Genomic DNA, 14025 nt, shown 5'->3' with positions numbered 1-14025 from the left:
ATACAAAAAGAGCCCCACCGCATGTACGATGGAACCCATTGATATAACATATGTTCTCTTAAGACAGCCCATTAGGAATATGAAAGGCAACGCTCGTTCCATGCCCAGGTTCACTCGTTAGTACCAGTGAAGTTCCGTATTCAAATCTCAATCGCTTATCGATATTTCGTAAACCTACTCCTTGCTGGACGGCCGATTCGCTATGTTCAAGTAATATCTTCATACGGTCGGGAGGAATTCCGACTCCGTCATCGGATACAACAAATAACCAATCCTCTTCTAATCTCTCCACTATCAATTTCACTGTTCCGCCTTCAATTCGATCTCCGATGCCGTGGCGAATCGCATTTTCGATCAACGGCTGAAGCAGCAACGGCGGTATCTGTAAACGATATGCCTCTTCAGGAATCTCATATTGGAAGCAAATACGGTCCCTGAATCTTGCCTGCTCAATCTGTACATAGGTTTGAATAAGCTTGAATTCCTCATCGAGTTCGATGCGTTTATCTGAATTGCTGAACCGAAAGCTTCCTCGCAAATAATCAGCCAACGCGATGATCATGCTCCGCGCACGCTCTATATCTGTATAACTGGAGGCAACGATACTATTAAGAACGTTATATAGAAAATGCGGCTTGATCTGCGATTGAAGGAAAGCCACTTCCATATATACTGCACGTCCCAATGATTCCTTCATGGCAAGCAAACTTCCGATTCGGGCTTTTAATTCTTCCAAATCAAACGGTTTGGGCAAGTAGTCGTTTGCTCCAACCTGATATGCAGCCACCTTATCCTGTGGTTGAATTGCCGCAGTAACCATCAACACGGGCAACTCCAGGAGTGAATAGCGCTTGCGAATTTCTTGACATACTTCGTATCCGGACATACCTGGCATCATCAGGTCCAGAATGACAAGGTCAATTCTGCCCGGTTCATCGATCTGGCGAAGTGCTTCGTATCCATCTTTGACTGCGATGATCCGATAGTCATGGGATTGTAGCGTATCCAGCAAAACCTTCAGATTGACATATTGATCATCAACGATCAAAATCGTGCGCTTACCAGCGGCATTCGCAATATACGGTGTAGGAAACGAATACTCGTTCTCCAAAGGTTGAATGTAAGATGCTGATGAATGGTCCGAGCTAGCTATATTTTCATTATTTGATGTTGCCCGCTGCAGGGTAAACGTGAATGTCGTCCCCACGTCCAGGGTTGAGCTCACGGATAGTGTCCCCCCTTGCAGATTAATCAGCTGCTTAGCGATAGAAAGCCCAAGCCCGGAGCCGCGTTGGCTTACTTCTTCCATGGATTTGAACGGCTCAAAGATATACGGCATATCCTCCGGATGTATACCCGCCCCCGTATCCTGTACTTCGAATTGCAACAGGCCTTCTTGTTCCTTCCCGGCAACAATGATCGTTCCGTTCTCTGTGTACTTGATTGCATTGTCCAGCAGATTGCTAATGACCTGACTTAACCTGATTTCATCAGCATAAGCGAGCGGCAAGTCCGCTGGCACCTGATTGACGAGTTGAATCTCCTTTTCCGCACTGAGATAAGAGTAGAAACGGATTTGCATCTCTACGACTGAACGGACATCGACTGGCGCCGGATCAATTCTAAGCTCCCCCTGTTTAAGCTTCGACAAGTCCAGAATGTCATAGACAATCTGAGAAAGCTTCCTGGTAATATCGATCATCAACTGAAGCTTCTCTCGTTGCCCTGACGTAGGAGGTAACGCAGTATCATCAAGCATAGACCGGGATATGTTCATAACACCATGAAGAGGCGTCTTAAACTCGTGTGAGGTACGTGCGAGAAAATCATCCTTGTGCTTGTCCGCCTCCATTAACTGACCCGAGAGTTCCTCTATTCTCTGGAATGCGTTTGAGAAGCGGAGCGACATCAATAGTGCAAGCATGAGCAGTACAAGAAATGGCTCGACGGGTGGCAGCGAATAGATCGGAACGCCAAAGTAGACGTTTAAGTTCTGGTTCAACACTAGCGCGTTCAAAGCCATCGCCGCCACAGCCAGATACCAGCTGCCAGCCACTCTATTTAGAACAGCATATACAAACACATAGGTGGCGTACAACAAAGCTAACGTGACGTACAGTGATGTCACAAGGCGAAACGGCCCTGTCGTAATTTGCGTAGCAAAGCCCATATGCAAGAGAAGTAAAGCACCTCCTGATAGTAGTCCTGCCTTCGTAAATCCTCTATAACTGTAGGGACGAAAAGCAGTATACACATACAAGAAAAATCCTACACCTACCCCAATGGTCAACACCATTTGAATGCGAAAATATAGCCAAAATGGAAGTGGGCCCAGCGCATCGAACAGCACCCTCTCACCGCTGATGCTTGTAAACGCTGCAATAAATACACAGACGAGTCCGAATACAACAAGGGACTGATCATTCCTGCGCTGAGAAAATAATCCGATAAAATACAGCCCCATGATCAGGAAGGCTGTTAGGGCAATCCAATCGTGTGCTGTCGCGACATCCCGAATTTTCGCAATTTGGTCAGCCTTGCCAAATTGGATAGACTCCCCAATTCCACTCGTTACCCGGAATTCATGGTTGGCAACTTCGATCACGATATCGTTCCAGCCTGGTTTTAAAGTGAAATAACTGACATATGGCTTGTTAAGCGCCCAATAATCGTCTTTGTGATCGGGATACCCGCTTGAGCCCACGACTTGCCCGTTGACGATAAGCCTATTGGAGATCAATATGGCTGCCGTCTTCATTCCATATATAACGCTATCGTCATCAATTAAAAGCCTCAAACGATACGTTGCCACACCCAACGTATCCATCTGTTTGGACCATGACCCGGGCACCTGAATGAAAGAAGGGGCTTCATCTCCCGCTTCCTCAGAGGTGAGGGGATGGCTGAAGAGTAGTCGATTCGGATAAAACTCCCATTGCCCGTCCAGCCGGACGACACCCTTCTCCTGAAATGCCCAATTGGTTAAGTCCATGACTCCATTGGCCGCCATCGGCATCGTTTTCTTGTTAAAAGTAAAGTATGTTAACAGCATACCGTAAGTCGCGAACAACATTGTCAATGTAATTAGGATCGCAACGATTTTGCGTTTCATTGAAATGTGCGCCCCGATCCCTCCATCGTGTTCTGAATCAATAACAACGTCTCCTCCTCCAGTTCTGTTCCAAGTTGAATGCGCACGGCTTGCTCTAACTCCTGACTTACACGGTATGCCTCACTCCGGTTACTGAGTTCCAGATGAATTCTAATCAACTCACGTCCATCGATCTCGGAGTCAGGAACAAGTGACAGTAATCGCTGTAAGCTATTCGCTGCAAACAAAAGCTTTCCTTGGCTACGATAATACATATACCATTTGCGAAGTGCACGGACATACAACGACTTGATATTCAACTGTCTGGCAATTGCCCAGTCAAAATTGCATCCATCCATATAATCTCCGACGTACATCTCGTTCATCTGATCATAATGAAGCTCATTTATGTGCTCTTCCGCCAATATTTTATTTAACAATGTCTCGAATTGAGAGACATCTATTGTAATGTCGTTCAGTTCAGCGGAAAACCCCTGATTTCCTTTACGGATATGAATTGCTACACCATGCTCTGTCAAGCTTCTTCGAAGATAAGAAAGACAGGTGTACAAATACGATTTGGCTTTATCGAGATCGTAACCCGGCCACAACGCCTCTATAATGACAGCGGCATTTACGCGCTTACCTTCATGATGAATTAGAAATGCACATAGCTCCCGCTCTTTTTTCGTTTTCCATATAACTTCCTTGCCCGTATCGCCTGGTGATATGATATGGAATCCTCCGAGAGAAAGAACTGACGGAACTAAAGGCTTATTTTCTTCTGTTAGACTGGACTGCTTGTACAGATCTTTGGTTATCCGTGCCACCGTATTCTGTAAACGGCTCACCGTAAACGGTTTTAACAGATAGTCGGTTGAATCAATCTCAAACGCTTCTAATGCATACTCGGCATAGGCCGTCGTGAAAATGATCGGCAACTCAGGAGAAATGCTTCTTATTCGCCGAGCTGCTTCGGTACCCTTCATACCCGGCATTTGGATATCCAAAAACACAGCATCTATCATTGTTCGGTTTAAATCTTCCAACGCCTGAAGGGGATTTAGATATCTTCCAGCGATCTCCACATTCCCCATTTGACCAAGCAATATCTCAAGCAGATCTAGTGCATCTTCTTCATCGTCAATCAACATGACACGGATCATTGGCTGTTCTCCTTTTTCGTTCATGCTAAAGATTAGCGGCCTTGAATCAATGTTTATATCCAAATTTATTTATACATATATATCGGGCGGTTGGCTTCGTCTCTTTAGATTCTGATATGTTGAGTGGAATTCATCTTGCCGAACTGGAAAAGCTCCTCTACAATGAAGCTCGACAGGCATTTAACCTGCAGATCGACATTCCGAGGAGGCTTGACTTAAATATGGAAATTTCACTGGATATCATAAAAGATAAAGTCGAATGCTTGCAGGCTTATGACTTTCATGAACTGGCGCGAGCGATCGAAGAACGTATTGAAATCAATAAGGCATTAATGCTGCGTGTAAAGCAAGTCCAACATCAAGTAACGTTTGATCCTATTCGCACAAAAATGTTATATAGCGCAGTCGTGCATTTTGCCTTAGATTAATGGACCAAGACTTTGAATAGTGAATACCAGATTACTGACTTAATTGCAGTTACTGCATGGTCATATTATGTAGTTACTATTGAGGGTTAAGGAGAGAGTACCATGCAAGAATTAACATTTATGAAGAATTATAAAAACAACGAAGTACTGCGCAAGAGTTTTTTCGAGCTTGCTGCCGAGACTTTTGATATTGATTTTGAAAATTGGTACCAGCACGGATGCTGGGGCGAGAACTACATCCCTTTTTCATTTGTGGACGGAGATCGGGTTGTTGCCAATGCTTCCGTTAACATCCTTGAGCTCATCATTCACGGGGAGCAGAAAAAAGCGATTCAAATCGGTACAGTGATGACACATCCCGACTATCGAGGGAAAGGACTATCCACTCGTTTAATGAACAGAATTTTAGAGGAATACGAGAACAAATACGATCTCATGTACCTTTTTGCCAATGAATCGGTGCTTGATTTTTACCCCAAGTTTGGTTTTAAGCCGGTGGAAGAACATCTTTTTTTAATGGATTATACGGCAAAAAAATCACCCAAACCTGTGAACCTTCGGAAACTCGATGTTGCTAACGCGGATGATTTACATCTTATTCAAAAATTCGCATCGGAAAGATTGCCTGTTTCTCGGCATTTCGGAACCGCCCAGACGAAAGGCATACTCATGTTTTATTGCCTGAATGTCTTTAGTAATGATATTAATTACTTAGAAGATGAAAACGTCATTGTTATTTATCAGAAAGAAGACAATCATATTGAGCTCTTCGACGTTGTTAGCTTAAACGAAATAAATATGAAAGATATCTTGGATAAGATTGCAGATGAGTATACGGAGACAATCACCTTCCATTTCACACCAGATGCAACAGAACATCTCGTTCTAAAAAGTACCCTCACTAATGACGGCTTATTCGTAAGAATACCTGGTGATCATCTGTACCCTGTGCATGTTAAACATCCGATTACTTCAATCGCTTAATGATTTATTTAATACCTTCCCTCAGCCATGCCTAAAAAAAGATCAAAAGGAGCAGGATTTCCCTGCTCCTTCGTTATGTGAAACTTCTTTCTCTCATCAAACGTAAATTCACAAGGTATAATGAAGTCAGATGACCGTTTGGCATAAATTGATGAACATCATAACGAAGGAGAGGACATTTGTGGCGTTTATTCCGTTAAACTGTCCCAATTGCAACGGACGAATTGAATACAAAGAGGGTCAAATTTTAAAGTGCCCCTATTGTGAAACAGAGCTTTTATTGAAGCAAAATAATGTCTATTACGTGGACCAGACCATTAATCATTACCATGGAACGCCTCCCAAGGCAACGCCGAAGCAGGCTGTCTCCATAAAGCTTTTACTTATACTGATGTTGGCATTAACCGGTGCCATCGGTACTTATGTGTACTCCAATGTCAGCTCCACTCATCCCCAAGCAGAAGCCAATCTGCCTGTGCGGAAGATGCCCGAAAGTGAGGTTGTACTCTCCTTTTTGCGAGATATCTTCGATAAAGGGACTGCCCTGCCGACTGAGGATGAACTTGCTCGTATTCGTTACTTAACTGTAGATTATTCGGATCATGACCAGTGGGAGTTTACATACAGCTTCTCCGACCCCTTCAGCGATGAACAGGCTGAGAAAATCACTTATGTGACTCAGGACAAGAAACTGAATAACCAGGAGATCGATCAGCGGGATTTTGAAGCCTTTACGGGACTGACGGCACTCGATCTGACGAATACCTATGAAATCTCCCAGACGGATCAAACCACTTTGGCCCATATGTCCGGATTAAAAAGTTATGGAGGTGCTTTTAACGAATCCTTCAGCAAATTTTCGGGCTACTTTGGCGACAAAACTAAAATTACGGAGCTTTCCACTCAGCTTCGCAGCAATCAGGAATTGGCCATGCTGCTGGAATTTCCTAATCTGAGCTCATTATCCATTACCTATGTGGATGAATCCGTAACGGATTTCTTTCTGTTGAATAAGCTACCGCTCAAGTCCCTGTCGCTCACCTTTGTCGATGAACTGGGATGGTTGTCCTCCATGACCGGGCTGTCATCCTTATCCATACAATACAGTGAAACCACAGACCTGCAACCGCTGTACGCCTTGACCCAGCTTCAGGAGCTTCAGCTATCCTTTTTAACAAATGTAAAGTCTATCGACTTTGTACAAAATATGCCTGCTCTACAAACGCTTGATCTCGAAAGCGTAAACTTCTCAAGCCTGGAGCCCTTGGACGGCAAGGCCTCCATTACTTCACTGCGCCTAGCTTCTCTAAGTCAACTTAGTTCGGTAAAGGCCATCAATAGCCTGTCCTCTTTGCGGGAATTAACGTTGTCCGGCTACTACGAGAATGCAGAAGCGCTGACATTACCTAAGGCAACGCGAGTAGAAATTTCAAGCGCTTTTCTCGCCGGACTGAAAGCGCCCGCCGCAACCAGCCTGACGCTCAGTGGCGGAAGTGGCGAGTTGAATTTGGCGGCGCTGGGGAAATTCCCGAAACTTAAGCAACTCTCCCTCTCAGAGGTCAGTGAAGTAACCCGTCTGGGCGCCCTGGACGGCTTATCCAGCCTGGAGACTCTAAGCATTTACGACTCGTCACTATATCAGGAGAGCGATGCTTTATTTCGTTTGAAGCAGATCAAATCTCTGATGTGTTCCGAGTGCAGGCTGAACTTTGAAGAAAAATCGGCCACGGAGAACAGCGTGCTTGAACATTTGACCTTAGAGCAACCATATTTCAGCATAAATAACACCTCTGTTGCTGAAGTTGACCAAATGATGCCTTACTTTGCGAAACTGCCCGCTCTGCGTTCCTTTACTCTGCAAGACAGCAATTTGGCTTCTCTCGAATTCATGAGTAACTGGCAGGCCATAGAAGAGCTTCATCTCGAGAATAATGCCATTTCCAATATCGAGACCCTAAGCCAACTGCCTGATCTGAAAAAGGTGTATCTCTCCGGTAATTCCGTCCAAAACAAATCCGTGCTTGGTACGGGTGTGCATGTGTATTAATTACCGCCTGGGATGATGGGGAGTTTTAGACTACTACAGTTAATGGATGGTATTAAAACAAAGACAAAAAGGGGTTCCCCTTATGCAGTTCTTCCTGCATGGGGGAACCCTTTCGGTGTTTTAAGTCAAGTCAGAAGCCTTCAATATTCTTTGGACGATAGCTGCAACCTCAGCACGGGTGATGTTGGCATCCAGAGATCAGTCTCCCCATATAAAGAGGGATCTTGACGAAACAAACAAGCGGCTACCTAATCGGCAACCGCTTTATCGGACATGCTTATTAAATATCGTAGTTATTCGAAGGACTGTGATCGATAACGGATTGCACGACTCGTTTAACCACGGATTTCGCGGCATCCTGGATGGACATTCCGCCGATCTCGTCCGCGTTAACTTCAATAAATCCTTTGCCCCCGATGATCTCTCGAGCTGTCTCAAGTTCGCCCGCACTGATAGAATCATGGGATACCAGTGAGATCAGGCCGGCGTCGTTCAACACCTTTGCCATCTCTGCCGTGCCGCGGAGCGTTTCTCCACTGACGCTCTCAAGCAGCATCGTATGGTAACCGGATGACATTAGTCGCTTCTCCACTTCCTTGGCGAGAGCTACCGTATCCGAGCCAGCAAACCATACCGTGAGCGGAGATTGTCCTTTCTGCTGGGCGCGAACATCTCTCGTGATTCCCGTATCCAGCGTGGCAAATCGGCTTTCTCCCTTCAGAGCTTGATCGATGACTCCGCAAGCAGACGTCATGTTGGTGACACGATCAATGAGGATAAAACCTCCGATGCTCTTATTGTGTTCAAAGGAATCGAAGACGATCTGATCCGACAGCGTGAATTCACACTTGGCCAATTCGTTCTTAACAATTTGATCGGCCGGAACGGTATGGCCCGTGTTAATGTCAATTTTATGGGTAATCGCCGTTACAGTGCCTGGAAGAGTCTTCGTTCCGACCTTTACCCAATAATGCTTGCCCGGAGTCAGGACGGAATCGTCCATCCACAGGATTGTAGAAGCGAAGCTGTCAGCTTCTTGGACTTGATTGTCCATCGTGAGCACACAACCTCGCGAGACATCAACTTCGCGGTCCAGTTGTATCGTAACTGGTTGGCCAGCATAAGCCGAATCCTGAGCTTGGTCCGTCACCAAAATCCGCTTAACCTTAGCTTTCTCCCGACTTGGCAGAGTCATGAGTTCGTCTCCGACCGAAATCTTTCCAGCCTCGATCTGGCCCTGGAACCCGCGGAACGTATGGTCCGGTCTGCTTACACGCTGAACTGGCATCATGAAAGGCTTCGTATCATCGGTAGTATGAACATCTATACTTTCCAAATACGGTAATAATGCTAACCCCTCGTACCAGGGTGCATTCGGCGACTGGGTTGTAATGTTGTCCCCTTCCGTAGCGGACACGGGAATGACCTGAATGCTCTTGATTTGGAATTCGGCCGTCGTTTGGATGAACTCTTCCTTGATTGCCTCGAACGTCCTCTGATCGAAGCCGACCAGATCCATCTTGTTCACAGCCAATACGAGATGCTTGATCCCCATCAGGGCGCAGATCCGGGCATGGCGTTTGGTCTGGGTAATGATGCCTTTGGTAGCGTCCACCAGAATGATGGCTAGATCGGCAAAGGAAGCGCCTACAGCCATGTTGCGCGTATACTCTTCGTGTCCCGGTGTGTCCGCCACAATGAAGGAACGATGAGACGTCGTAAAATAACGATATGCCACATCAATGGTAATCCCTTGTTCGCGTTCGGCCAGCAAACCATCCAAGAGCAGCGAGTAGTCGATTTTGCCGCCTCGGCTTCCCAATCGACTATCGAGCTCAAGCGCGCGTTCTTGATCGGCAAACAGCAGCTTGGCTTCATAGAGCATATGTCCGATCAGCGTGGACTTGCCATCATCCACACTTCCGCAGGTAATGAATTTTAGTAGACTCTTCATGTTAGAAATAGCCCTCCCGTTTGCGTCGTTCCATGCTTCCCGCCGCTTCTTGATCGATAACCCGACTGGTCCGTTCGGAAGATAACGCACCCAATGTCTCCTCAATGATCTCATCCAGCGTAACAGCATCGGACTCGACTCCGCCCGTGAGCGGGTAACAACCCAACGTGCGGAAGCGAATCTTCTTCATCTCTACCTTCTCGCCAGGCTCAAGCTTTATCCGCTCGTCATCCACCATGATGATATGCCCGTCACGATTAACGATCGGTCTTACGTCGGCGGAGTAAAGCGGAACGATATCGATGTTCTCCCGACGAATGTATTGCCAGATATCCTTCTCAGTCCAGTTGGACAGCGGAAAGACTCGAATGCTCTCTCCCTTGTTGATTCTCGTGTTGAACAGCTTCCACATCTCCGGGCGTTGGTTCTTAGGGTCCCACGAGTGATTCTTGTTCCGGAACGAGAAAATCCGCTCCTTCGCACGCGACTTCTCCTCATCACGTCTTCCGCCACCGAACGCAACCGTGAATCCGTATTTGTCCAATCCCTGCTTCAGGGCTGTGGTTTTCATAATGTCGGTATATGCGGAACCATGGTCGAAGGGGTTAATTCCTTGTTGAATAGCCTCTTCATTTGAGTGCACGATCATCTCGATACCAAATTCCTTCGCTTTTCGGTCGCGGAACTCAATCATTTCCTTGAATTTCCAGGTTGTATCGATATGCATGAATGGGAACGGCGGCTTCTCGGGGTAGAAAGCCTTTAGGGCCAAGTGCAACATGACCGAGCTGTCCTTGCCGACGGAATACAACATGACCGGTTTCTCGCACTCCGCTGCTACTTCTCTGATAATGTATATCGCTTCAGCCTCAAGTTGATCCAGATGTGTTAATTCTTGCATGGCAAGGCGGCCTCCTTTTTAATCCTCACTAAAACCATCGTATTTATAAACTTATCCTATCAGATTCCATCTTTATTGCAAAGTGGAAAAAAGCAAAATTTATGATGTGTATGTGTTGGATCGACTATACTCAGCATGGAATAGCCGTTCCTCCTATAATAAAATCGCCTGAACGAATGAGTTGTGCTGAGCTGCAAATGGAATCGGAGGGACATGGGACTTGAGCTTCATCTCGAAAACAATGCCATTTCCAATATCGAGACTCTAAGTCAGCTGCCTAATCTGCAAAAGGTGTACCTATCCGGTAATACCGTACAAAACAAATCCGTGCCTGGTACGGATGTGCACTTATATTAATTACCGCCTGGGATAATGGGAGTTTTGGACTAGTTAATGGATGGTATTGAAACAAAGACAAAAAAGAGGTCGAAAATATATGAAATTCTCGACCTCTTTTTGTTTATCTTTAGCTTTCTAACCATCATCGCTACACTCCAGAACGTTGCGGATTGACCGTGCCAAAGATATGATACGGTGTTATCCCCTTTGTAAATAGACTATCGATCAGCTTGATCAATTCCTCCGACGATAGATCTTTGTCTCTGTGTATCCAAAGACGAAACATAGATATTAATGTAGATATGTAAAACTCGATTATGTATGGTGCCAAGACATCATCTGTTGAAAAATCCATAATCAATCGTTCAAAGGGAATTTCTCTTTTCAAGCGTTCCACAAAATGAACAGAACCATAGTCGCCCAATACAGCTTTAAGAACTGAAATTTCCTCTGCATTTTCCAAGCATTGAAGTGCATCTTGGATAGTATGTGTAGAAAACTCTCTTCCTGCCATTTCCTCCTTAATCGATTTCAACATACGCTCTTCAACGCAGTCCAACAACTCATAGATATCTGTAAAGTATTGATAAAATGTACTCCGGTTATATCCTGATTGGTTAGCAATCTCTTGAATGGATATCTTTTCGATTGGTTTTCGGCAATATAAATCACAGAATACATTTATAAATGTCTGCCTTGTTTTTTCCGTAATTTCAGGTTGCTTTTTCATTGTTAACCTCCATTTTCTGTTGAATTGATTATACGACAGATATTAAAAATCTGATGGTTGATGACCAAATAGTGAATCTATACAATAACATTATACAACACGTTGTTGGATCATCAACAAAGAGGAATATGGATATTAGGAGGCTAAGATGAGAATTTTATTTTTCGGTAGAGGTGTAATATCGACCCAATACGCTTGGGCTTTAGAGAAGGCAGGGCATACCGTTGAGTTTTACGTTAGAAAAGGGAGAAAAGAAACGTTCGGAAGTCATATCGCGCTTGAAATGTGGGACGCACGAAAAGGAAAACAGTTCATCCAGGAAAGCTGGAAAATCAAGCTGCATGAGGAGATAAGCCCAAATTATGATCTCATTATTGCGAGTGTCAACACGGAGCAACTTCCCGAAGCAGCAAGAATACTTTCGACTACTGCTGGTAACACCCCGATCCTAATATTCAATAATATTTGGCAGGATTTAAAATCATCAATCTTGCCCCTGTCTATGAACAATGTTGTCTTTGGGTTCCCAGGAGCAGGAGGCGGCATTGAGGACAATAAGCTTAAGGGCGGCTTTTTAAAAACGATATTTCTGGAAAAACCACGGGTAGGCACGGAACAGATAAACAACAAGGTCAAAGAACTATTTGAAAGCGCCAATTTTAAAATCAATTGGATCAAGGATATGCAAAGCTGGCTATGGAATCATTTTGCCATGAATGCGGCGATGGAGACCGAGGTGTTAAAACGAGGAAGTTTCCCATCAGTCTTGAATCATAGTGACTCATTCGCAAATGTCGGTAAGAGTATGCGGGAAATGACCCCTGTACTTAAAGCAAGAGGCGCAAAGATGGACGCGATTACTCTATTGTTGACCAAGATCCCACCCGCACTTCTCGGCCTGCTGTTTAACAAGGTTATTTTTGCAAAGGGCAGCTTACCACGACTTTTCATTGAATACAATAATAGTAAAGCCGGTTTTGCGGTACTTGAAGTTGTGAGAGAAGCAAAAAAGTTAGGCATACCTTTGCCACGTCTTACTGCAGCATTAGAAAACAATGAACACCACAAAGTTATTAAAAACGGATAAACTGGAAAACTTGATATTGTTCAGATCACCATCAACTCTACTATGATTATATAAACCATCGAACAACTCACCATTTAGGGGCTATAAAGACTGATAGAAGCAGAGCCATCCTTGAAAAGGGCGGCTCTTTTATTCTGCCTTACAGGGCTTGTACGGGTTTTAGTCTTTCCTGACCAGCCTGTTGATGCGGCTCATTTCTAGCAATATTAGATGTGATTATACCTGAAAGCCTTTAACATTAAAAATAATTGATTATTAAAATGTATTTCATTTGTATATATTTTTGTAAATAAACCAATGCACTTGTCTATGATTTCCCCAGTGAACTTTTGGGACATGATGGCTTTATTCGAATAGATCCTTACTGTCTTCCAGTCATGAATAATTTGGTCCAATAACGGGTCAAGCGTATGTTTTGCATTGATATGATCAATGTTGTACTTATAGAGAGTATTTAACCTGTATTTCTCAGAACATTTTCTATAAATCGTACTGCTCAGTGTTTCTATAATCGTTTCATTTTTTATAATGAGCTCGTAATTTTCTGCGAGCAACAGTATATTATTCAAACTTTCCGTTATTTCATTTTGATACCTGCACATATTTTCTACGAATGTATTGATGGTTGTGTGTGCTGAATTCTTATTGTTCAATATCTCATGATTACCGGGGGCCTCTAGCGCATATTCCCAAAAGTAGTCTGGCATCTTTACGTGTTCCGAAGTCATGCATGACCATTTAAATTCTGAAAATGGCAGAGCATATTGTCTGTATTCTGTAATATCATCAACCGTATATATCTCCTCGTTCGTCAGATTGAAGCCATAGACAAAAACAGGATGCAGTCCATGTTTTTGGTTATAGTAAAAGTCTCTCCCGCGTTGATAAAATAAATCAATAAATATGGAAATCGGATGACCACTAGAAATAGAATTGATGATCTCATCTTGTAACGTATCTAGTGCAGGGGATTTTTTACGAATAGAGATCCCCATTTCCTCAAGGATCTGATCTCCCTCCTGAAGATCCAACACCTCTAACTTGAAATATCCTCTTGTTTGTATTTTTTGTTTATCAAATCTATAAATAGTAATGACATTATTCAAAATCGACAGCTCATCTTTTTTAAAATACCTGGCAAGCGTTAATAACAAATTGTAGCCGCAATTAAAATAAGGAAAATTATGATGAGGAAACATTTTCGTCATGCCGTCGAAGGGCTGAAAGGTGTCCAGGGAAATAATTTCTTCCATAAGATATTTCTCCTAACCTAGGACGTGTCTTGAAACCTACTGAAG

Annotated in this window: 11 protein-coding genes; 5 read left to right on the top strand and 6 right to left on the bottom strand. The window is 44.1% G+C overall.

Annotation, left to right across the window (positions count from 1 at the left end; all coding sequences use genetic code 11):
• Window positions 1-58 precede the first annotated feature (58 nt).
• On the bottom strand, window positions 59-3112 hold the full coding sequence (locus tag NLBNIHML_RS21410) for a hybrid sensor histidine kinase/response regulator (RefSeq protein WP_494352694.1): 3054 nt from the start codon (window positions 3110-3112) through the stop codon (window positions 59-61).
• Entirely contained in the window at window positions 3109-4257 is a 1149-nt protein-coding gene (locus NLBNIHML_RS21405; protein ID WP_339239536.1) for a response regulator, read from the bottom strand. The genes NLBNIHML_RS21410 and NLBNIHML_RS21405 overlap by 4 nt, the downstream gene beginning before the upstream one ends.
• Window positions 4258-4478: 221 nt before the next feature.
• Here NLBNIHML_RS21405 and NLBNIHML_RS21400 point away from each other — a divergent pair, with 221 nt between their 5' ends.
• From NLBNIHML_RS21400 to NLBNIHML_RS21390, 3 genes are all read left to right on the top strand, one after another.
• A complete protein-coding gene (locus NLBNIHML_RS21400) occupies window positions 4479-4685 on the top strand; it encodes a DUF2536 family protein (protein WP_339239535.1) in 207 nt (68 codons plus the stop codon).
• A gap of 102 nt (window positions 4686-4787) precedes the next feature.
• On the top strand, window positions 4788-5669 hold the full coding sequence (locus tag NLBNIHML_RS21395) for a GNAT family N-acetyltransferase (protein WP_494352693.1): 882 nt from the start codon (window positions 4788-4790) through the stop codon (window positions 5667-5669).
• Between the two features lie 280 nt (window positions 5670-5949).
• Window positions 5950-7716 carry a leucine-rich repeat domain-containing protein gene (locus tag NLBNIHML_RS21390; protein ID WP_494352692.1) on the top strand — a complete coding sequence of 589 codons (1767 nt, stop codon included), beginning with the start codon at window positions 5950-5952 and terminating at the stop codon, window positions 7714-7716.
• Window positions 7717-7996: 280 nt separating this feature from the next.
• Here NLBNIHML_RS21390 and NLBNIHML_RS21385 read toward each other — a convergent pair whose 3' ends face one another.
• Window positions 7997-9670, bottom strand: a complete 1674-nt coding sequence (locus tag NLBNIHML_RS21385; RefSeq protein WP_342571836.1) for a GTP-binding protein — start codon at window positions 9668-9670, stop codon at window positions 7997-7999.
• Window position 9671: 1 nt separating this feature from the next.
• Entirely contained in the window at window positions 9672-10571 is a 900-nt protein-coding gene (cysD, locus tag NLBNIHML_RS21380; protein ID WP_253430176.1) for a sulfate adenylyltransferase subunit CysD, read from the bottom strand.
• A gap of 213 nt (window positions 10572-10784) precedes the next feature.
• On the opposite strand from cysD, the gene NLBNIHML_RS21375 reads away from it, so the two are divergent.
• Window positions 10785-10928, top strand: coding sequence for a leucine-rich repeat domain-containing protein (locus NLBNIHML_RS21375; RefSeq protein WP_342571835.1), 144 nt, complete (start codon window positions 10785-10787; stop codon window positions 10926-10928).
• 130 nt (window positions 10929-11058) lie between these two features.
• Here the strand turns inward: NLBNIHML_RS21375 and NLBNIHML_RS21370 are convergent, their stop codons facing one another.
• Window positions 11059-11640, bottom strand: a complete 582-nt coding sequence (locus NLBNIHML_RS21370; protein WP_339258834.1) for a TetR/AcrR family transcriptional regulator — start codon at window positions 11638-11640, stop codon at window positions 11059-11061.
• A gap of 148 nt (window positions 11641-11788) precedes the next feature.
• Between NLBNIHML_RS21370 and NLBNIHML_RS21365 the strand changes: the two genes are divergently transcribed.
• The gene (locus tag NLBNIHML_RS21365; protein WP_494352691.1) at window positions 11789-12727 is read left to right on the top strand and encodes a ketopantoate reductase family protein; all 939 of its coding nucleotides are present in this window, start codon (window positions 11789-11791) and stop codon (window positions 12725-12727) included.
• Between the two features lie 206 nt (window positions 12728-12933).
• Here the strand turns inward: NLBNIHML_RS21365 and NLBNIHML_RS21360 are convergent, their stop codons facing one another.
• Window positions 12934-13980 carry a hypothetical protein gene (locus tag NLBNIHML_RS21360; RefSeq protein WP_494352690.1) on the bottom strand — a complete coding sequence of 349 codons (1047 nt, stop codon included), beginning with the start codon at window positions 13978-13980 and terminating at the stop codon, window positions 12934-12936.
• Window positions 13981-14025 lie beyond the last annotated feature (45 nt).

The sequence above is a fragment of the Paenibacillus sp. JNU01 genome (genome assembly GCF_059130585.1).
This window is presented reverse-complemented; position numbering and strand designations above follow the sequence as displayed.